At 67.9% G+C, this 18,711-nt stretch carries 16 protein-coding genes, 2 tRNA genes and 1 pseudogene; 13 read left to right on the plus strand and 6 right to left on the minus strand.

The genetic code is table 11. From position 1 onward, the window contains the following. Nucleotides 1-18 precede the first annotated feature (18 nt). A pseudogene (locus WDU93_RS11775) lies at nucleotides 19-858 on the plus strand (aldo/keto reductase). A gap of 21 nt (nucleotides 859-879) precedes the next feature. Continuing rightward, nucleotides 880-1,998, plus strand: a complete 1,119-nt coding sequence (locus WDU93_RS11780; protein ID WP_337320827.1) for an acyltransferase — start codon at nucleotides 880-882, stop codon at nucleotides 1,996-1,998. On the opposite strand, the gene WDU93_RS11785 is transcribed toward WDU93_RS11780, so the two are convergent. After that, nucleotides 1,960-2,895 (minus strand): TIGR01777 family oxidoreductase, encoded by a 936-nt coding sequence (locus WDU93_RS11785; RefSeq protein WP_337320829.1) that lies wholly within the window; start codon nucleotides 2,893-2,895, stop codon nucleotides 1,960-1,962. The genes WDU93_RS11780 and WDU93_RS11785 overlap by 39 nt on opposite strands. A 319-nt stretch (nucleotides 2,896-3,214) precedes the next feature. Between WDU93_RS11785 and erm the strand changes: the two genes are divergently transcribed. Beyond that, on the plus strand, nucleotides 3,215-3,994 hold the full coding sequence (erm, locus tag WDU93_RS11790) for a 23S ribosomal RNA methyltransferase Erm (RefSeq protein ID WP_337320831.1): 780 nt from the start codon (nucleotides 3,215-3,217) through the stop codon (nucleotides 3,992-3,994). Between the two features lie 45 nt (nucleotides 3,995-4,039). Further along, complete coding sequence (locus WDU93_RS11795; RefSeq protein ID WP_337320833.1) at nucleotides 4,040-4,342, plus strand: putative quinol monooxygenase; 303 nt, start codon at nucleotides 4,040-4,042, stop codon at nucleotides 4,340-4,342. A 71-nt stretch (nucleotides 4,343-4,413) separates the two neighbouring features. Here WDU93_RS11795 and WDU93_RS11800 read toward each other — a convergent pair. Next, nucleotides 4,414-4,489 (minus strand) — tRNA-Val (locus WDU93_RS11800). 166 nt (nucleotides 4,490-4,655) lie between these two features. Between WDU93_RS11800 and aceE the strand changes: the two genes are divergently transcribed. From aceE to WDU93_RS11830, 6 genes are all read left to right on the plus strand, one after another. Then, nucleotides 4,656-7,382: a pyruvate dehydrogenase (acetyl-transferring), homodimeric type gene (gene aceE, locus WDU93_RS11805; RefSeq protein ID WP_337320834.1), complete on the plus strand. Its 2,727-nt coding sequence runs from the start codon at nucleotides 4,656-4,658 to the stop codon at nucleotides 7,380-7,382. A gap of 28 nt (nucleotides 7,383-7,410) precedes the next feature. Next, entirely contained in the window at nucleotides 7,411-8,601 is a 1,191-nt protein-coding gene (locus tag WDU93_RS11810) for a PucR family transcriptional regulator (protein ID WP_337320863.1), read from the plus strand. 119 nt (nucleotides 8,602-8,720) lie between these two features. Then, nucleotides 8,721-9,641: an ACP S-malonyltransferase gene (locus WDU93_RS11815; protein ID WP_337320836.1), complete on the plus strand. Its 921-nt coding sequence runs from the start codon at nucleotides 8,721-8,723 to the stop codon at nucleotides 9,639-9,641. Then, entirely contained in the window at nucleotides 9,638-10,639 is a 1,002-nt protein-coding gene (locus WDU93_RS11820; RefSeq protein ID WP_337320838.1) for a beta-ketoacyl-ACP synthase III, read from the plus strand. Before WDU93_RS11815 ends, WDU93_RS11820 begins: the two co-directional genes overlap by 4 nt. Before the next feature lie 70 nt (nucleotides 10,640-10,709). Continuing rightward, the gene (locus tag WDU93_RS11825) at nucleotides 10,710-10,958 is read left to right on the plus strand and encodes an acyl carrier protein (RefSeq protein ID WP_309064362.1); all 249 of its coding nucleotides are present in this window, start codon (nucleotides 10,710-10,712) and stop codon (nucleotides 10,956-10,958) included. Between the two features lie 76 nt (nucleotides 10,959-11,034). Further along, the gene (locus WDU93_RS11830) at nucleotides 11,035-12,270 is read left to right on the plus strand and encodes a beta-ketoacyl-[acyl-carrier-protein] synthase family protein (RefSeq protein ID WP_337320843.1); all 1,236 of its coding nucleotides are present in this window, start codon (nucleotides 11,035-11,037) and stop codon (nucleotides 12,268-12,270) included. 157 nt (nucleotides 12,271-12,427) lie between these two features. Here WDU93_RS11830 and WDU93_RS11835 read toward each other — a convergent pair whose 3' ends face one another. Together WDU93_RS11835 and WDU93_RS11840 are read right to left on the minus strand one after the other, a co-directional pair. Continuing rightward, on the minus strand, nucleotides 12,428-12,931 hold the full coding sequence (locus WDU93_RS11835; RefSeq protein ID WP_337320845.1) for a DUF3145 domain-containing protein: 504 nt from the start codon (nucleotides 12,929-12,931) through the stop codon (nucleotides 12,428-12,430). A 192-nt stretch (nucleotides 12,932-13,123) separates the two neighbouring features. Then, entirely contained in the window at nucleotides 13,124-13,897 is a 774-nt protein-coding gene (locus WDU93_RS11840) for a hypothetical protein (RefSeq protein WP_337320865.1), read from the minus strand. 172 nt (nucleotides 13,898-14,069) lie between these two features. Here WDU93_RS11840 and WDU93_RS11845 point away from each other — a divergent pair, with 172 nt between their 5' ends. Further along, nucleotides 14,070-16,064, plus strand: a complete 1,995-nt coding sequence (locus WDU93_RS11845) for a DUF262 domain-containing protein (RefSeq protein WP_337320847.1) — start codon at nucleotides 14,070-14,072, stop codon at nucleotides 16,062-16,064. After that, nucleotides 16,064-17,323: an alpha/beta fold hydrolase gene (locus WDU93_RS11850; protein WP_337320849.1), complete on the plus strand. Its 1,260-nt coding sequence runs from the start codon at nucleotides 16,064-16,066 to the stop codon at nucleotides 17,321-17,323. The genes WDU93_RS11845 and WDU93_RS11850 overlap by 1 nt, the downstream gene beginning before the upstream one ends. A 17-nt stretch (nucleotides 17,324-17,340) precedes the next feature. On the opposite strand, the gene WDU93_RS11855 is transcribed toward WDU93_RS11850, so the two are convergent. Next, nucleotides 17,341-17,414: transfer RNA gene (locus WDU93_RS11855), tRNA-Ile, on the minus strand. Between the two features lie 30 nt (nucleotides 17,415-17,444). After that, nucleotides 17,445-17,981, minus strand: a complete 537-nt coding sequence (locus WDU93_RS11860; protein WP_337320851.1) for a gamma carbonic anhydrase family protein — start codon at nucleotides 17,979-17,981, stop codon at nucleotides 17,445-17,447. A gap of 129 nt (nucleotides 17,982-18,110) precedes the next feature. Here WDU93_RS11860 and WDU93_RS11865 point away from each other — a divergent pair, with 129 nt between their 5' ends. Then, nucleotides 18,111-18,596, plus strand: a complete 486-nt coding sequence (locus tag WDU93_RS11865; RefSeq protein ID WP_337320853.1) for a Dps family protein — start codon at nucleotides 18,111-18,113, stop codon at nucleotides 18,594-18,596. Nucleotides 18,597-18,711: the final 115 nt, after the last annotated feature.

An 18,711-nucleotide genomic window follows, 5' to 3' on the forward strand; every position in this document is an offset into this window, starting at 1 on the left:
ACCCGACTCGGAGGTCTCATGAGCACCCACCCCGTCTTCACCGCACACAACGGATTCGCCCTGCCCGCTGTCGGACTCGGCACCTATCGGCTCAACGGCGAGGAGGGCGCGGCCGCCGTCGCGGCGGGTATCGATGCGGGGTATCGCCTGGTCGACTCCGCCTTCAACTAGGAGAACGAGGGCGCTGTCGGGCGGGGTGTGCAACTGAGCGCCGTGCCACGCGAAGACGTGATCGTCACGACCAAGCTCCCCGGCCGTCATCACGCGACAGACAAAGCGCGCGCGAGCATCGAGGAGAGCCGCTTTCGGCTGGGGCTGGATGCGACCGATCTGCACCTGATCCACTGGCCAAACCCGGCGGTGGGGCTCTACCCGGAGGCGTGGGCCGCACTCGTCGACGCCCAGCAGCGCGGCATCGTGCGACAGATCGGCGTCTCGAACTTCTTGACCGCGCACCTCGACCGCATCGAGGCCGAGACCGGTGTACGGCCCGTCGTGAACCAGATCGAGGTGCATCCGTACTTCCCTCAGGAGGAGGCACTGGCGGTACATGCCGAGCGCGGAATTGTCACGGTGGCGTGGAGCCCTCTCGGTCGCGCCAAGCAGCTGCTCGACGAACCGGTGATCGTCGAGGTCGCGAACGCCCACGGCATCACCCCGGCACAGGCGGTGATCGCGTGGCATGTTGCGCGAGGTACGGTCTCGATCCCGAAGGCGTCGTCCCTCGCGCATCAGCAGGCCAACCTCGCCGCTGCCCTGGTCACGCTCGATCCTGCTGAGGTCGCGGCCATCACGGCGCTGGGTCGTCCGGACGGACGCCTGTTCGACGCCGACCCCGCCTCCCACGAGGAGATGTGACCCGCTCGTATACTTGCCGGGATGTCTGAGCAGAGCGCACCGTCTTCGTCCTCGGCCCCTCGCACGCGCGCGGATGCCGCTGCCGCCCGACGTTCCGGCGACATCAGCCGCGCCCTCGAGAAGCACGATCGCCGGATCGGGTGGATGGACCTCCTGCGCGGCATCGCGATCCTGCTGGTGATCCTGCACCACAGCACGCAGATCGTGGCCTACCGGATCGGCGACGTTCCCGAGGTGTTCGCCTTCATCAGCGCATTCTTCGCCCCGTACCGGATGCCGATGCTGATGTTCCTGTCGGGACTGCTGGTAGCAGGCTCGCTGACCCGACCGACGGGTGAGTACATTTGGGGCAAGGTGCGGCGCATCCTCTGGCCGATCGTGGTCTGGACCATCGTCTACGCTGGCGCCGAATACCTCGCCGATCCGGCACAGGCGAAGTACATGCCGTGGGAGCTGGGGTTCTGGAACACCTACCTGTGGTTCATGCAGTTCGTGTTCGCCTACTACCTCATCGCTCTGCTGATCAAGCGCATCCCGATCTGGGTGCTGATCGTCGTGCCCTTCGTGGTGGCGTTCTTCATACCAGGCGACCTTGATCTGCTGCGGCGTTTCTTCTACCTCATGCCGTTCTTCTTCCTCGGCGCGTTCATCGAGAAGTACTGGGATCGCTACGCCCATATCCTCAGCGTTCCGCTCGCATGGGCGCTGGCGATCATTCCGGTGGGCGTCGCCGTCTACTCCGGCCTCGACGACATCTGGGCCCGCGAGGCCGGAGTCGAGGGCGGAGGTGGCATCTGGTACGACCCGTGGTTCGCGCTGCCGGCGATGCTCGGCATCCTCATCCTCGTGCGGCTCGCGGCGACGATCACCGATCGTCCGTGGATGCGTCCGATCCAGTTCGTCGGCCGCTACTCGCTGATCTACTACACCGTGCACTACCCGGCGTTCGCGGCTCTCGGCTGGCTGGCTATGAAGGCGGGAATCTCGAACCCGGGTATCGGACTGGTCGTCATCTTCACGCTCACGGTCGCGGTGTCGACGGTCTTCGCCCTGCTCGGTCGGCGGATGCCGGTCAAGTTGCTCTTCGAGCTGCCCAAGCGCCTATGGCCTCACCGTCGCCGCGAGGCGACCACCGCCTGAGCCCGCTGAGAGCGCCGCGGCGACCGCCTCCTGCGCCGTGGGGTGGGTGAAGGTGAACCCGGTCTCCCGCAGCACGACGGGACGTACGTCGGCGTCGCTGACGAGCAGCGAATCGGTCGCGGCGCGGCTGAGCCCGAGGCGCAGCGCCCAGGTGGGTGCGGGAAGCCAGAACGGGCGGTGCAGTTCACGGGCGACGGCGCGGACGATGTCGTTCGCGGATGCCGGCGTCGGGCCCGTGAGGTTGACAGGGCCGCTGACCTCTGACTCGATGATGTGACGGATCGCGCGGACTTCATCGTCGAGCGAGATCCAGGGCCAGATCTGCGTGCCGGGCCCGAGGGGGCCGCCCGCGCCGAGACTGCTAAGACGGATCAGCGGCGCGAGCACGCCCCCGCGGTCGATGACCGGGGCGGTTCGCAGCAGCGCCACCCTGGTCTGATCCTCAGCGCGCCGGGCCTCGGCCTCCCAGGCCACGCAGAGCCGGGCGAGGAACGTGTCGCCCGCCGGCGACTGCTCCGTCAGAGTCTCGCCGGGTGCGGAGCCGTAGAAGCCCACGGCCGATGCGGAGACGAGCGCGGGAGCATCCGAGCCGAGAGCGCGCAAAGCCGTCACCAGGGTGCGGGTCGAGTCCAGGCGGGAGTTGATCAGGGTGCGCTGATATCCGCGCGTCCAGGGAAGCCGCCCGACACTCGCCCCGCCCAGGGCGACGACGGCGTCGGCACCGGCCAGGACGGCGGGGTCGAGCTCCCCGCGCTCCGGATCCCACTGCGCCTCCCCCGAGCCCCGTGACACGCGACGGACGAGCGCGGTCACGGCGATGCCATCGGACTGCAGCGACCGGGCAAGCGCACGACCGATCAACCCCGACGCTCCGCTGATCACGATGTGTGCGGCCATGGTCTTCTCCTGTCACGGAGCAGATCATCGCGTGCTCCGGTCGCGTGACCAGTGTGCCCCCGCCCGCCGACATTGCGCCAGATCTGGCACTTCCCGACCCGATCGCGCCCGGTGCCTGTTAGCGTGAAGGACATGAGTATCGGCTTCCACGCGCCCACCGCGGGCTGCTTCTGCGCCGTCCGTGAGCGCCGCGCCTGACGGCGCCCGCGCTTTCTCGCGTTCACGCGCCGTCTCCGGGATGCACACTGCACCCCGGCGCATCGTCGCGCGTTGACCCGACGAGCCGCCGAGGTGCTCCCTTCGACCTTGGAGTACTCAGATGCGGAATCGTTCCGTGCACGGCGGCCGACACGAGCTCGGCCAAAACTTCCTCACACACCGTCCGACGATCGCCACCATCCTCGACCTCGTCGATGCCACCGACGGGCCCATTCTTGAGATCGGTGCGGGCGCCGGGGCGCTGACCGTACCGCTCGCCGCCACCGGTCGCCCCGTGCGAGCGGTCGAACTCGACGAACACCGAGTGGGTGCCCTGCGGCGCCGGCTGCCCGGCGTCGACGTGGCACGGGCCGATGCGCTCATTGAGCCTTTCGACCGAGCCGTGATCGTCGGCAACCTCCCCTTCCACCTCACGACTCCGCTGCTGCGCCGACTGCTGCGTGCGCCGACGTGGAGACACGCCGTCGTCATCACCCAGTGGGAAGTCGCACGCAAGCGTGCGGGTGTCGGCGGGTCGACGATGCTGACGGCGCAGGCCGCCCCGTGGTTCGAGTTCTCCGTGCACGGTCGCGTGCCGGCCGCAGGTTTCTCGCCGCGGCCGGGCGTGGACGGCGGCATCCTCGCCATTCAGCGGCGACGTCGCGCTCTGATCGACGAGCGAGAGCGACGTCGTTACGAACGGTTCGTTGCCTCGGCGTTCACGGCACGCGGTCGCGGAGTGGCTCGCGTCTTGCGCAATGTGAGTGGCGCACCGGCGCCGACGATTGATCGCGCCCTGCGCTCGGCCTCCGTCGGGCGCGACGCACTCCCCCGTGACCTCAACGCACAGCAGTGGGCTGTGCTGTGGCGGGAGGTCGGTGAGGTCGCTCACCTTCGCTGACGGCTTCCGGGCGACAGTGTCGGCGCGCCGAGGTACCGTCCCATCATGACTTTCGCGAACGTAGGAACGCTGGGGACGCAACCGGGCAGGCGCGACGAGGTCGTCGCCATCCTTACCCGCCGCAACACGGAGCTGGAGACCGCAGGCTGTCTGCTCTACGAGGTCGGTGTCGACGATGATGAGCCCGACACCGTCTTCGTCGTCGAGCTCTGGACGTCTGCCGAGGCACATCGGGCGTCGCTGCAACTCGACAGCGTGCGCGCGTCCATCGCAGAAGCGATGCCCTTGCTGTCCGGTCACATGAGCGGCAGCAGATTCACGGTGACGGGATCACCGCTGCGCGCGTGACACGCTCTGGACCCGTGTCTGCCGCGCGAACACGGGCGGAGCTCGTCGACGCGCGAAATCGGTGAGGGAGATGGTGGGCCCTGCCGGGATCGAACCGACGACATCCACGGTGTAAACGTGGCGCTCTACCAGCTGAGCTAAAGGCCCTGGTGTTCTCAGTCTAGTCGGCACTGACATGCGCACCGGTCCTTGCGCGACCGCCGCTGCGATGGGGATAGGCTGAGCACAGCGCGCATTGTGCCGAGCCGACAAGGCTCCCCCTGTCGCGTCCCGATTCCTTGGCACGACCTGCCAGTCTGACGAAAGGCTCACCGTGACCGTTCACGACCAGGATCCTTACTCCCAGGGCCCCCTCGACAGCGACCCTGAAGAGACCGGCGAGTGGCAGCAGTCGCTCGACGAGCTCGTCGACGCGAAGGGTCACGGCCGCGGCCGCGAGATCATGCTCAGCCTGCTCAAGCGCTCGAAGGAGCTGCACCTGGGCGTGCCGATGGTCCCGACCACCGACTACATCAACACCATCGCCCCCGAGAACGAGCCCTCGTTCCCCGGCGACGAAGAGGTCGAGCGCCGCTACCGCGCCTGGATCCGGTGGAACGCCGCGGTGACCGTGCACCGCGCGCAGCGCCCCGGCATCGGCGTCGGCGGACACATCTCCACCTATGCCTCGTCGGCCTCGCTGTATGAGGTCGGCTTCAACCACTTCTTCAAGGGTGCCGACGCGCCCGGTGGCGGCGACCAGGTCTTCATCCAGGGTCACGCCTCCCCCGGCATCTACGCTCGTTCGTTCCTCGAGGGTCGCCTCAGCGAAGAGAACCTCGACGGGTTCCGCCAGCAGGAGTCCCGCGCGCCGTACGGCATCCCGTCCTACCCGCACCCGCGCCAGATGCAGGACTACTGGCAGTTCCCGACCGTCTCGATGGGTCTCGGCCCGATCAACGCCATCTACCAGGCGATGTCGAACAAGTACCTCGAGAACCGCGGCATTAAGGACACCTCCGCCTCGCACGTGTGGGCCTTCCTCGGCGACGGCGAAATGGACGAAATCGAGAGCCGCGGTCAGCTGCAGGTGGCAGCCAACGAAGGTCTCGACAACCTCACCTTCGTCATCAACGCGAACCTTCAGCGCCTCGACGGCCCGGTGCGCGGCAACGGCAAGATCATCCAGGAGCTCGAGTCGTACTTCCGCGGTGCCGGCTGGAACGTCATCAAGGTCGTGTGGGGTCGCGAATGGGATGACCTGCTCGCCCGCGACACCGACGGCGCGCTGCTGAACATCATGAACTCCACGCCGGACGGCGACTACCAGACCTACAAGGCCGAGTCTGGCGCTTACGTGCGCGACAACTTCTTCGGCAAGGACGAGCGCGCGCTCGCCCTGGTCAAGGACTACACCGACGAGCAGATCTGGCAGCTGCGCCGCGGTGGTCACGACTACCGCAAGGTGTACGCGGCCTACAAAGCGGCCACCGAGCACAAGGGCCAGCCCACCGTCATCATCGCGAAGACCGTCAAGGGCTACGGCCTCGGTCCGCACTTCGAGGGCCGCAACGCGACCCACCAGATGAAGAAGATGACGCTGGAGAACCTGAAGACCTTCCGCGACACCATGCACATCCCGATCACGGATGCGCAGCTCGAGGAGAACCCCTACCTGCCCCCGTACTACAACCCGGGCCCGCAGGACGAGACGATCCAGTACATGCTCGAGCGTCGAAAGAACCTCGGCGGCTTCCTGCCTGAGCGTCGTTCGACGCACGTCGGCCTGGAGCTGCCCGGCGACGCCGCCTACGCGCTGCCCAAGAAGGGCTCGGGCACGCAGGAGATCGCCACGACCATGGCGTTCGTTCGCCTCCTCAAGGATCTGCTGCGCTCGAAGGACTTCGGCCACCGCATCGTGCCGATCATCCCGGACGAGGCGCGCACGTTCGGCATGGACGCATACTTCCCGACCGCGAAGATCTACAACCCGAACGGTCAGCACTACACCGCTGTCGACCGCGAACTGCTCCTGGCCTACAAGGAGAGTCCGCAGGGCCAGATCGTGCACGTCGGCATCAACGAAGCGGGCGCGGTCGCCGCGTTCACCGCGGCTGGCACGTCGTACGCCACGCACGGCGAACCGCTGATCCCGATCTACGTGTTCTACTCGATGTTCGGCTTCCAGCGCACCGGCGACGCCCAGTGGGCGGCAGCCGATCAGATGGCGCGAGGCTTCATCATCGGCGCCACCGCCGGTCGCACCACGCTGACCGGTGAGGGCCTGCAGCACGCCGACGGCCACTCGCACCTGCTCGCGGCCACCAACCCGGCCACCGTCTCGTACGACCCCGCCTACGGCTACGAGATCGCGCACATCGTGCGCTCGGGTCTGGAGCGCATGTACGGCGGCGAGCACGAGGACCCCAACGTCATGTACTACATGACCGTGTACAACGAGCCGCTCGTGCAGCCCGCCGAGCCGGAGGACGTCGATGTGGATGGCATCATCCGCGGCATCCACCGCGTGTCGCAGGGCGAGGGCGACGGACACCGCACGCAGCTGTTCGCTTCCGGTGTCGGCCTGCCGTGGGCGATGGAGGCGCAGGAGCTGCTCAAGAACGACTGGGGCGTCGTCGCCGACGTGTGGTCGGTCACCTCGTGGACCGAGCTGCGTCGCGACGGTCTCGCCGCCGACGAGCACAACTACCTGCACCCGGCCGAGGAGCCCCGCACTTCGTACCTCACGCAGAAGCTCCAGGGTGCAGAAGGCCCCGTGGTCGCCGTGAGCGACTTCATGCACGCCGTGCAGGACCAGATCCGCCCGTGGGTTCCGCAGCCGTACTACACGCTGGGCGCCGACACGTTCGGTTTCTCCGACACCCGTGCGGCCGCTCGCCGCTACTTCAAGATCGACGGTCCGTCGATCGTCGTCCGCGCCCTGCAGGCGCTGGCGGACGAGGGCAAGGTCGATCGCGCCCTGGTGGGTCAGGCGATCGAGAAGTATCGCCTGTTCGACGTGAACGCCGGAACGAGCGGGAACGCCGGCGGCGAGAGCTGAGCCGGTGAGCGGTACCGCCCAGCCGGCCATGGACAAGGCCGCCACGCTCGCCTGGTTGCGCCGGATCTCCGGCGACATCGCGACGGTGACGATCAAGCGGCTCGAAGACACCCTGCCCTGGTACGCCGAGATGCCACCGGCCCGCCGCTCTGCGGTCGGGCTGGTGGCACAGGCGGGAATCACCTCGTTCATCCAGTGGTACGACGACCCCACCTCTACCCCATGGATCGCGGCAGACATCTTCGCCGCAGCGCCGCGGGAACTGCTGCGCAGCGTCAGCCTGCAGCAGACGCTGCAGCTGATCCGTGTGACCGTGGAGGTGACCGAGGAGCGTGTCGCCGGTCGGGGCGAGGATCTGCGCGAGGCGATCCTGCTCTACTCCCGCGACGTCGCCTTCGCCGCCGCAGATGTCTACGCACGAGCCGCCGAGGCGCGAGGGCTGTGGGATGCCCGACTCGAGGCGCTTGTCGTCGACTCGATCCTCACCGGCGCGGCCGATGAGGAGCTCCCGAGCCGCATCGCCGCGCTGGGCTGGCACGGCCACGGCGAGGTGAGTGTGCTCGTGGGTACGACTCCCCCGCAGTTCGACGTCGACCTCGTGCGCCGGACGGCGCGCAAGATGGCCGTCGACGTGCTGATCGGTGTGCAGGGCTCACGCCTGGTGCTCGTGCTCGGCCGAGCACATGTGCCGGGTAAGGAAGACGAAGGCGAAGAGCTGTCCTTCGGCGAGATCGCCAGCCGCCTGGAGCCGTCGTTCGGTCCGGGCTACGTCGTGCTCGGTCCGCCGGTGGCCGCGCTGGTCGATGCCGGACAGAGCGCGCGCGCTGCACTCGCCGGTTTCGCCGTCGCTCGGGCCTGGCGCGGTGCCCCTCGCCCTGTCGAGGCCGATGACCTGCTGCCCGAACGTGCTCTGGCCGGGGATGTGCTCGCGAAGCAGACCCTCATCGAGCGGATCTACCGCCCGCTGCAGGCGCATTCGACCGATCTCGTCACCACGCTGTGGAGCTACCTCGACAACGGTCGCTCGCTCGAGGCGACCGCGCGGGAGCTGTTCGTGCATCCCAACACGGTGCGCTACCGGCTGAAGCGAGTCAGCGAGGTGATCGGATGGGATGCCACCGGTCCGCGTGAAGCGCTGATCCTGCAGACCGCGCTGATCCTCGGATCGATCGGGACGGCCGATCAGGCTCGCCGTCGCCCGCCTGCGCGCCGCCGCTGAGTGCCGCCCGCCGGCGGATTCAGCCCGGCGAGTACCGGTGTACGCCACGCACAAGCGAAACGCCGATTCTTGTGATGGTTCATCCACCGTCTGGCTCGGATCATTGGCAGACTAGACAGGTGATCGTCGTTGCCTGCCCTGGACAGGGCTCACAGACCCCCGGCTTCCTCTCTCCCTGGTTGGAGCTGCCCGGCGTAGCTGAGCAGCTTGCCGCCTACTCTGAGGCGGCCGAAGTCGACCTGCTCCTGCACGGCACCGAGTCGGATGCCGACACCATCCGCGACACACGCATCGCACAGCCGCTCATCGTCGCCGCATCGCTGATCACCGCGCAGGTGCTCACCGAGCGCGCCGGGCGCCGTGCCGATGGCGTGGCCGGCCACTCGGTCGGTGAGCTCGCCGCCGTCGTCGGCGCCGGAGTCATCGACGCGACCGACGCCATGCGCCTGGTCGGCATTCGTGGCCGCGCGATGGCGGATGCCGCCGCGCAGACCCCGACCGGCATGAGCGCCGTGCTCGGCGGTGACGAAGAGGCTGTTCTCGCGCGGCTTGCCGAGCTCGACCTGACACCGGCCAACTACAACGTCGCCGGTCAGATCGTGGCCGCCGGCGCGCTGCCCGCACTCGCAGAGCTCGCCGCGGAGCCGGTGCGCGGCTCACGGGTGATGCCGCTGCAGGTGGCCGGCGCGTTCCACACCGCCTACATGGCCCCCGCCGTCGAGACGCTGCGTGAGGCCGTCACCGGTGTCGCCACCTCCGACCCCGAGATCGCACTGTGGTCGAACCGCGACGGCGCCCGCGTCACAGACGGGGCCGACGCCCTCGCCCGGATCGTGACACAGGTCTCGTCGCCGGTGCGCTGGGACCTGTGCATGGCATCCTTCGCGCAGGATGGCATCACCGGTTTCATCGAGGTCGCCCCCGCCGGCGCTCTCGTCGGAATGGCCAAGCGCGGCCTGCGCGGCGTGCCGAACGTCGCCGTCAAGACCCCCGACGACCTGGATGCGGCCGTCGCCCTGCTGAACGGAGAAGCCGCATGAGCATCACGCTCGCACAGTCCACTGGCCCCGCCTACACCCGCATCTACGCCTACGGTGCGGCGCGCGGCGAGATCGCCGTCCCGAACGACGACCTGATCGGCCCGATCGACTCCAGTGACGAGTGGATCCGCCAGCGTACCGGCATCATCACCCGGGTGCGTGCGGTCGCTGAGACCGACGCCATCGACCTGGCCACCGATGCCGCCCGTGAAGCGATCGAGCGCTCCGGTGTCGCGGCATCCGACGTCGACCTCGTCATCGTCGCCACGATCAGCAACCCGAAGCAGACGCCCTCGGTGTCGGCCATCGTCGCCGACCGGGTCGGAGCGAACCCGGCCGCCGCGTACGACGTCAACGCCGCCTGCGCGGGCTACGCCTACGCGATCGCACAGGCCGACGCCCTGATCCGCGCGGGTGCCGCCACCTACGCCCTCGTCATCGGCACAGAGAAGCTCTCCGACGTCGTCGACCCGACTGACCGCAGCATCTCGTTCCTGCTCGGCGACGGCGCCGGTGCCGCCCTCATCGGCCCGAGCGAGACTCCCGGCATCGCGCCGGCTGTCTGGGGATCCGACGGGTCGAAGGCAGATGCCGTCGGCATGAACCACACGCTCACCGACTTCCGCGACGGCAACGCCCCGTGGCCGACCCTGCGTCAGGAAGGGCCGACCGTGTTCCGGTGGGCGGTCTGGGAGATGGCCAAGGTCGCGCGCGAGGCCCTGGAGCGTGCCGGCGTCGAGGCGAAGGATCTTGCCGCCTTCATCCCGCACCAGGCGAACATGCGCATCATCGACGAGTTCGCCAAGCAGCTCGGCTTGCCCGAGACGACCGTCATCGCGCGGGACATCGAGACCACCGGCAACACGTCGGCTGCCTCGATCCCCCTCGCCAGTCACCGCCTGATGACCGAGCACCCCGAACTGTCGGGTGGTCTCGCCCTGCAGATCGGCTTCGGCGCAGGACTCGTCTTCGCCGCCCAGGTGGTCGTCCTCCCCTGACAACGGGCAGGCGTTCCCTAGACTGTTCCACGGTTCAGAACTCATCCGAAACCACGAGAAAGAGGAAAACATGGCTCTCACCCACGACGAGGTCCTCGCTGGCCTTGCTGAGCTGGTCACCGACGAGACCGGCATCGACGCATCCGAGGTTGCGATGGAGAAGTCGTTCACCGACGACCTCGACATCGACTCGATCTCGATGATGACGATCGTCGTCAACGCCGAGGAGAAGTTCGGCGTCACGATTCCCGACGACGAGGTCAAGAACCTCAAGACCGTCGCCGACGCTGTCAACTTCATCGTCGCCGGCCAGGAGTAAGACCCCGCGGATGCCACCCCCGCCGACCGCGGGGCGTGGCATCCTCCTTACCTGAACCACACCACGAAGGACTTCCATGACCACGCGCATCGTCGTCACCGGTATCGGAGCGACCTCCCCTCTGGGCGGGAACGTCCCTGACAACTGGACGAACCTGCTCGCCGGCGTTTCCGGCGCCCGCACACTTGAGCACGATTGGGTCGAGGAGACGCAGCTGCCGGTGACGTTCGCCGCTGAGGCCGTCGTGCGGCCTGAAGAGGTACTCGCCCGCCCCGTCGCCAAGCGCCTGGACCCCTCGTCGCAGTTCGCGCTGATCGCCGCGATGGAGGCCTGGGAAGACGCCGGCGCGCCCGAGGTCGAGCCCGAGCGTCTCGGTGTCGACTTCGCCACCGGCATCGGTGGCGTCTGGACGCTGCTGGACGCGTGGGACACCCTGCGTGAGAAGGGGCCGCGTCGGGTGCTGCCGATGACGGTGCCGATGCTCATGCCCAATGCGGCAGCCGGCAACCTCTCGCTGCACTTCAACGCGCGAGCCTACGCCCGCACGGTCGCCAGCGCCTGCGCCTCGAGCACGGAATCGTTGGTGAACGCGGTCGAGCACATCCGCGACGGCCTCGCCGATGTCGTCATCGCTGGTGGCACCGAGTCGGCCATCCACCCGATCACGGTCGCATCGTTCGCCTCGATGCAGGCGCTCTCCCGCCGCAACGACTCCCCGGCGACGGCGTCGCGCCCCGGCGCCATCGACCGCGACGGCTTCGTGATGGGTGAGGGTGCCGCAGCGCTCATCCTCGAGACCGAAGAGCACGCCAAGGCTCGCGGTGCCAAGATCTACGCCTACGTCGAGGGCGGCGGCGTGACCGCAGACTCGTACCACATCACGGCGAACGACCCCGAGGGCTTGGGCGCCGCACGCGCCGTGCGGATGGCGCTGGAGGCGGCGGATGCCGCACCCGATGACGTCACGCACGTCAACGCGCACCTCACCTCCACACCGGTCGGCGACCCGAACGAGTTCACCGCGCTGGAAGCCGTCTTCGGTGACCGCATCCGCGAGATCCCCGTCTCGGGCACCAAGGCGTCCACCGGGCACCTGCTGGGCGGCACCGGAGCGCTGGAGGCCGTGTACACGGTGCTCGCGCTGCAGAACCGCGTGGCGCCGCCGACGATCAACATGACCGAGCCCGATCCGGCCGTTCCGTTCCGACTGTCGGTGCAGCCGCAGGATCTCGGCTCGGGCGACCAGCTCGCGATCAGCAACTCGTTCGGCTTCGGCGGTCACAACGCCGTCGTCGCATTCCGCAGCGCCTGATCCCCTTCGGAGGATCCCGCACAACGAATGACCCCGCATCCGGTGCGCCGGTGCGGGGTCTTCGTGGTGTGGAGCGAGGATACGTCTTCTCAGCGCCGGGAAGTGATCACCGGCATCCGTTACTCACGCCTCCCTCAGCTCCAGGTCTCGGGGCTGGTCAGCCGACTTTGTGCAGCCAGACGACGCGGGCGTCGTCTCCTGCATGACGGAAGGGCTCGAGCTCCTCATCCCATGCGGAGCCGAGGGCGACGTCGAGCTCGCGTTGCAGCTCGACGGCGCTGCCGGCGGCGATCTCCATCGCGTAGCGGATGCGATCTTCGCCGATGACGATGTTTCCGGCGGCATCCGTCTGCGCATAGTGGATGCCGAGGTCGGGGGTGTGCAGCCAGCGACCGCCGTCACTGCGCGGCGTGGGGTCTTCACTGACCTCGAAGCGCAAGTGTTCCCAGCCGCGGATGGCCGTGGCGAGGGCTGCCCCCGTGCCCACAGGGCCGTCCCAGTAGAACTCCGCGCGGCGCGTGCCCTCTTGAACCGGCTGATCGGACCACTCGAAGTTGACGGCACGACCGATAGCGCGTCCCACCGCCCATTCGAGGTGCGGGCAGAGCGCGCGAGGCGCGGAGTGGATGTACACCACTCCGCGTGCGTATCCCGTCGCCATGATCTCTCCGTTTCATCAGGTACGTCTTCCCCTACGACCTGATCCGAAGATGCGGCGAACTATGCGGTTATACGGCGATTATCACCCAGAATCTGTGGAATCACAAGCATGTGATTCCAAGGGAAAGGCCCCGGTCAGAGGACCGGGGCCTTCGGGCGCTTCGACAGGCTCAGCGACCCAGAGCTGCCAGGCTCAGGCCTCGCTCATCGCCTGCTTAACCTGCTGGCCCTTGGCGGCGTAGTACGCGGCGCGAGCGGCATCCTTGCGGGCCTGCTCGGCGTAGCCGGCCTCGAGCACGTCCTGAGCGACCTCGACGTTGGGCACGTCATCGGTGCCGTTGTACTTCTCGATGTACGCGTCGAGCTCGGGGCCCGAGGTCCACGAGGTGATCAGGCAGTACCGCGGCTCGTCACCGTTGTGCGTGGCGGCGTGCCACAGACGCTGCGTGTCGACGATCAGCTGCGCGCCGGCCGGCAGCGCAATGCGGTACTCGATGCTCGGGTCGGTGCGGTTCTCCCGCAGCACGAAGTAGCTGTCCTTGTCGTCGGTCAGGTTGAAGAACCCGCGCACGACCCAGCCGGTACCGTCCGGGTTCAGGCGGTTGTTGTCGTCCTGGTGCAGGTTGTAGAGGCACTCGCCGTACGGCGTGGGCTGCAGCTCGATGATGCGGCAGCGGCCGACGTTCGCGCCCGGCTCCTGCGCGCGGCGCGTGAGGTTGGGGGCCTTGGCGGTCTGCGAGTCGATCCAGACGCCGTCCTTGTCGGTCCGCGGCGGCTTGTGGTTCCAGAAGCCGTTGCACTCGATGTCGCCGAAGGCGCTCGCGAGCGGCGCGAAGCGGGTGTCGCCCGAGGACTTCCAGTCGACGTACTCGACGTCGAGCCACTCCTTGGGGTCGAGCTCCTGGTTGTAGCTGTCGAGGACGACGAATCCCTTGTCCTCGAGGGCGGCGGACTTGATGTATCCCATGATCTGAGTCATGTCCTTTCGTAATGGACCAGCACGTTTTAACAGGTCCTACTTAGGCAAGCCTACATCGGCGCATTCGCCACTCCCTGGTGATCGACCGGAGAAAATCGACGGCCAGTAGACTCGAGGCGGCGGCCCGTCAGCTCCCGCCACACGGAGGCATCACACAGTCATGGCAACGACGACCAACGTCGAAGCGACCGCCACCGGAACGATCGAATGGCTCGCCGCACCGTCGACGGCCATCGTCGTGCCGGTGTATCAGCGTCAGTACAGGTGGGACATCGGCGGCTGCGAGAAGCTGCTCTCGGACGTGCGGCGGGTGGCCGCGCAGGATGACGCGCAGCGGCACTTCATCGGTTCCATCCTCTCGGCGCAGGATGCCACCGGCTCCGACCTCATCCTCATCGACGGGCAGCAGCGCATCACGACGATCATGCTGCTCGTCGCCGCCCTGCACCACGCCGTCCGTGACGCCGACCCCGCCATGGCCGCGGAGCTGGAGCGGGTCTTGGTGCGCTCGGACGGCAGTGGCCGGACAAAACTCCGTCCGCACGACGCGTGGGCGGATCTGTACACGTCAGTAGTCCTCGACCGACGCGACGACGACCGCGAATCGCGCTTCGACGACAACTACGCGTTCTTCCGCAGTCAGGTACATGCCGACGAGGCGCCGCGCATCTGGCGCGGTCTGCAGAAGCTCGAACATGTGTCGATCACGCTCGGCCCGGATGCCAATGCGCAGCAGATCTTCGAGAGCCTCAACTCCACCGGTGAGCCGCTGCGCGATCACGAGCTGATCCACAACTACATCCTCATGGGGCTCTCTCACGCCGAGCAGCGCAGCCTGGAGAACGACTACTGGATTCCGATCGAACAGCACACCGGCGAACTGATCGGCTCGTTCTGGCGTCAGTACCTCGTGATGACCACCGGACGCGAAGTGGATGCGGCCGGCGAGCACGGCGTGTATGCGGCGTTCCGCTCGTCGTTCCCGCGCGTGAGCGTCGATGCCCTGCACCACGACGCCGCCGTCTGGCGTGAGTACGCCGAGATCTATGGCACCCTGCTGCGGCCGGAGCGGGAGCCGGATGCCGATATCCGCCGCCAGCTCGGCTTCGTGAGCACGTTCGGGCGTGCCGCCTTCCCGCTCGCGATGGGCGCCCTGGGCGACTACCGTCGCGGAGTGATCTCACGCGAAGAGCTGATCGAGACGCTCGAGTGGGTGCAGGCGCTGCTGCTGCGCCGGACCATTGTCGGCTTGCCGACCGACCGGCTCATCGCCCGCCTGTGCCGCGCGCGGGCAGAGGGACGCGACGCGCTGGCCAGGGCTGTCGCCAGGATCACCCCGTCTGACGAGCGCGTCAGCGCGGTGCTGAAGTACGCCGAGCTGCCGCATGCCGCCTACGTGCTCGGCCGGATCGAAGGTGTCGGCGACACGGACGGCTACGACGTCGAGCACATCGTCCCCACCGCGCCGGCGGACAGCTGGTCGGGCGACGGCATCCGTCCGTGGAGCGAGTACAGCGAAGACGAGCAGAACAGCCATCGCACGCTCGCTCCCACCCTCGGCAACCTCACGCTGCTCGAAGAGGCGCTCACCGAGCGCGTGTTCGGTGCATCCTTCCTGGTCAAGCGCGACGACGCCTACGCGCGCAGCTCCGTGCCCGCGACGCGCGCCCTCGCCGATGTCTCCGGGTGGGGAACCGCAGCCATCATCCGGCGCACCACTGCTCTCACCGCCGAGTTCGTGCGGATCTGGGCCCGCCCCGATCTGCCCGAGATCGATGACGACGGACTCACCCCCGTGCTGGACGCCGTGCGTCGCCGCGGGTGGCCGACCGGTTGGGATCGCGAGTTCGACTATGTCGAGTACCGCGGTGAGCACTGGGAGGTGAAGGACGTCAAGGCCCTGTTCAACCGCGTCTTCCGACGGGCGTGGACCGACGATCGCCCGGCTGCGCTCGCGTACAGTGCCCGGCACGGTGGGCCGATCTACGACGAGATGGCCTGGAAGGGTCAGTGGGATGAGGTGGCCGAGGGCAGCTATCTCTACATGGGGTGGGATTCGAACTACATGATGACCGCTCTGCAGGGGGTGCTGGAGGAATCCGGCATCGCCGCCGAAGTGTTCGTGAAGTACTCCTACATCGGAAACGTGATGTGATGACCCACCCCAGCCAGAGCCGCACCCGCCGCATGCAGGACCTCACCGTCGACGAGCACATCCTCACCCTGCCGCTCGTCTGGGGAGATGCCGAGGATGAGCGCACGATCGATGTCTTCGCGGCCGTCGTGACGCGAGACGGCGGAGAAGATCTGCCGTACCTGGTCTTCCTGCAGGGCGGCCCTGGCCATGAGGCGCCGCGTCCGTTCCACTCCCCCTCGACGCCGGCGTGGATGGATGCTGCGCTCGCGCACTACCGGTTGGTGCTGCTCGATCAGCGCGGAACCGGCCGCTCCACGCCGGTCGGCGATCGTGATCTGGCACGTGGCGCCGAGGCTGTGGCGGAGCATCTCACGCATCTGCGCGCGGATGCCATCGTGCGTGACTGTGAGGCTATCCGTGAGCACCTGGGCGCCGAGACGTGGAGCGTGCTCGGGCAGTCGTTCGGCGGTTTCACGACGTTGGCGTACCTGTCCACGGACGCCGCCTCGCTCGAGCACGTGTACATCACCGGCGGTCTGAGCACCGTGGACCGCACCCCGGACGAGGTCTACGCGCTCTGCTACGACAAGATGCGCGCCGCCTCTGAGGCGTACTACCGCCGCTTCCCTGAGCATCGGGAACGGATGCGTGCACTCGTCGCCCTGGCCAATGCCGGCGGACTTGTCTTGCCGGACGGTGAAGTCGTCTCGCGCTCGCGGTTGCGGTCCATTGGATCGGCGCTGGGCACGAATGACGGCTGGCAGACGCTGTGGGCGCTGCTCGAGCTCGATCCGGCATCCAACGCCTTCCGCCACGACCTCGCGGCAGCGATGCCCTATGACGCGCGCAACCCGCTGTACTACGTGTTCCATGAGTCGAGCTATGCGTCTGGTCACGCGACCCGCTGGTCGGCTGAGCGTACCGAGCCCGCCGACTTCGCTGCCGACCCGACCCTCTTCACAGGTGAACACATCCGTCGGGAGTGGGCGGAGTCCGTGCCGGGCCTGAAGCCGTGGCGTGACGTCGCGGACATTCTTGCCGAGCACGAGTGGCCCCGGGTCTACGACGCCGAGGCGATCGCGGCATCCGGTGCCAGCGGCGCGGCGGCCGTCTACGTCAACGATGTCTATGTGCCGCTGGAGTTCTCGATGGAGACGGCCGCGCTGATGCCGGGTGTGACGACGTGGGTCACCAGCGAGCACGAGCACAACGGCCTGCGTTCGGGGCCAGTGCTCGAGCGACTGATCGACCTCGCGCACGGGCGCCGGGTGCGCTGAGCGCAGGGCCGTCTCGGTAGGGCGGGCGGGACTTGAACCCGCGATCGTTGGGTTATGAGCCCACTGCCTTCACCAGCTTGGCCACCGCCCCGTACCTCTCCAGCCTAGCGGGGTGACGGAGTCAGACTGCTGCGGCCGCCTCGTGCGCGTCGATATGCCGCAGATAGATCGACGCGTTCTCGAGCAGCCCCGCGCGCTCGTCGTCGGTGAGCGCGCGTCGCACCTTCGCCGGCACCCCGGCGACGAGCGAGCCGTCCGGCACTTCCGTGCCGCCAAGCACCACTGCTCCCCCGGCGATGAGACATCCAGCCCCGATCACCGCACCGCTGAGGACGACGGCACCCATCCCGATCAACGAGCCGTCGCCGATCGTGCAACCGTGCACCACCGCGTTGTGCCCCACCGAGACGCGCGCGCCGAGGACGACGGGGTTCGCCGTGTCGACGTGCACCGAGACGTTGTCCTGCAGGTTGCTCTCGGCACCGATCGTGATCGAAGCCGAGTCCCCCCTGAGCACGGCGTTGTACCAGACACTCGAACGCGGGCCGAGAGTGACATCGCCCACGATGCGCGCTCCATCGGCGACGAAGGCATCGTCTGCGATGTGCGGCGTGCGGTCGGGCAGGGTGAGGACGGATGCTCCTGGCGCGACAGTCATGTAGGTGAGACTACCCTCAGAAGCCCGGAATTCCGCCGATTTAGCGTTGCCTCAGCTTGCTTGCGGAATGTCCTGAGCTGAGTAGCGTTGTCTGTGTCAGGACCACAGCAGACTTTCCCGGAGGGCTCCATGAGCAAGGCACAGACCGTTCCCACCACCGCCGTCGACCCGACTGTCGCGGCAGCCGCATCGCAGTTCCTCTCGCCGATCGTGCTCGGCCTTGAAGCCCTCACCGTCAACGGCAAGCAGGCACACTGGCACGTGCGCGGCGCGAACTTCGTGGGCGTGCACGAGCTCCTCGACACGATCGTCACCCACGCCGGTGACTTCGCTGACACCGCCGCGGAGCGGATCGTCGCCCTCGGCCTGCCCATCGACGCACGCATCGAGACCGTCGCGGCCAAGGCGGGCGCGACGGCCGTCCCCGCTGGCTTCGCCCAGTCGGACGACCTCATCCGCGCGGTCATCAGCGACATCGACACGATCCTCGCCGATGTCAAGGCAGCGATCGACGGTCTCGATGAGGTTGACCTGACCAGCCAGGACGTTGCGATCGAGATCATGCGCGGACTTGAGAAGGACCGCTGGTTCCTCGTCTCGCACATCGCCGCCTGACACCACGGACCAAGAAGCGGGGGGGGGGGGGGGGGGGGGCCCCCCCCCCCCCCCCCCGGGGGGGGGGGGGGGGGGGGCCCCCCCGCCCCCCCCCCCCCCCCCCCCCCCCCCAAAC

Source organism: Microbacterium istanbulense, from assembly GCF_037204145.1.
GTDB lineage: Bacteria > Actinomycetota > Actinomycetes > Actinomycetales > Microbacteriaceae > Microbacterium > Microbacterium istanbulense.

What these genes read in the sequence shown, in the direction of transcription:
- WDU93_RS11845 (WP_337320847.1), top strand. Translation starts at nt 14,070, where the DNA reads ATGGCAACGACGACCAACGTCGAAGCGACCGCCACCGGAACGATCGAA.
- WDU93_RS11825 (WP_309064362.1), top strand. Translation starts at nt 10,710, where the DNA reads ATGGCTCTCACCCACGACGAGGTCCTCGCTGGCCTTGCTGAGCTGGTC.
- WDU93_RS11780 (WP_337320827.1), top strand. Translation starts at nt 880, where the DNA reads ATGTCTGAGCAGAGCGCACCGTCTTCGTCCTCGGCCCCTCGCACGCGC.
- WDU93_RS11865 (WP_337320853.1), top strand. Translation starts at nt 18,111, where the DNA reads ATGAGCAAGGCACAGACCGTTCCCACCACCGCCGTCGACCCGACTGTC.
- WDU93_RS11795 (WP_337320833.1), top strand. Translation starts at nt 4,040, where the DNA reads ATGACTTTCGCGAACGTAGGAACGCTGGGGACGCAACCGGGCAGGCGC.
- WDU93_RS11830 (WP_337320843.1), top strand. Translation starts at nt 11,035, where the DNA reads ATGACCACGCGCATCGTCGTCACCGGTATCGGAGCGACCTCCCCTCTG.
- WDU93_RS11840 (WP_337320865.1), bottom strand. Translation starts at nt 13,897, where the DNA reads ATGGGATACATCAAGTCCGCCGCCCTCGAGGACAAGGGATTCGTCGTC.
- WDU93_RS11785 (WP_337320829.1), bottom strand. Translation starts at nt 2,895, where the DNA reads ATGGCCGCACACATCGTGATCAGCGGAGCGTCGGGGTTGATCGGTCGT.
- WDU93_RS11820 (WP_337320838.1), top strand. Translation starts at nt 9,638, where the DNA reads ATGAGCATCACGCTCGCACAGTCCACTGGCCCCGCCTACACCCGCATC.
- erm (WP_337320831.1), top strand. Translation starts at nt 3,215, where the DNA reads ATGCGGAATCGTTCCGTGCACGGCGGCCGACACGAGCTCGGCCAAAAC.
- WDU93_RS11860 (WP_337320851.1), bottom strand. Translation starts at nt 17,981, where the DNA reads ATGACTGTCGCGCCAGGAGCATCCGTCCTCACCCTGCCCGACCGCACG.
- WDU93_RS11835 (WP_337320845.1), bottom strand. Translation starts at nt 12,931, where the DNA reads ATGGCGACGGGATACGCACGCGGAGTGGTGTACATCCACTCCGCGCCT.
- WDU93_RS11810 (WP_337320863.1), top strand. Translation starts at nt 7,411, where the DNA reads ATGGACAAGGCCGCCACGCTCGCCTGGTTGCGCCGGATCTCCGGCGAC.
- WDU93_RS11850 (WP_337320849.1), top strand. Translation starts at nt 16,064, where the DNA reads ATGACCCACCCCAGCCAGAGCCGCACCCGCCGCATGCAGGACCTCACC.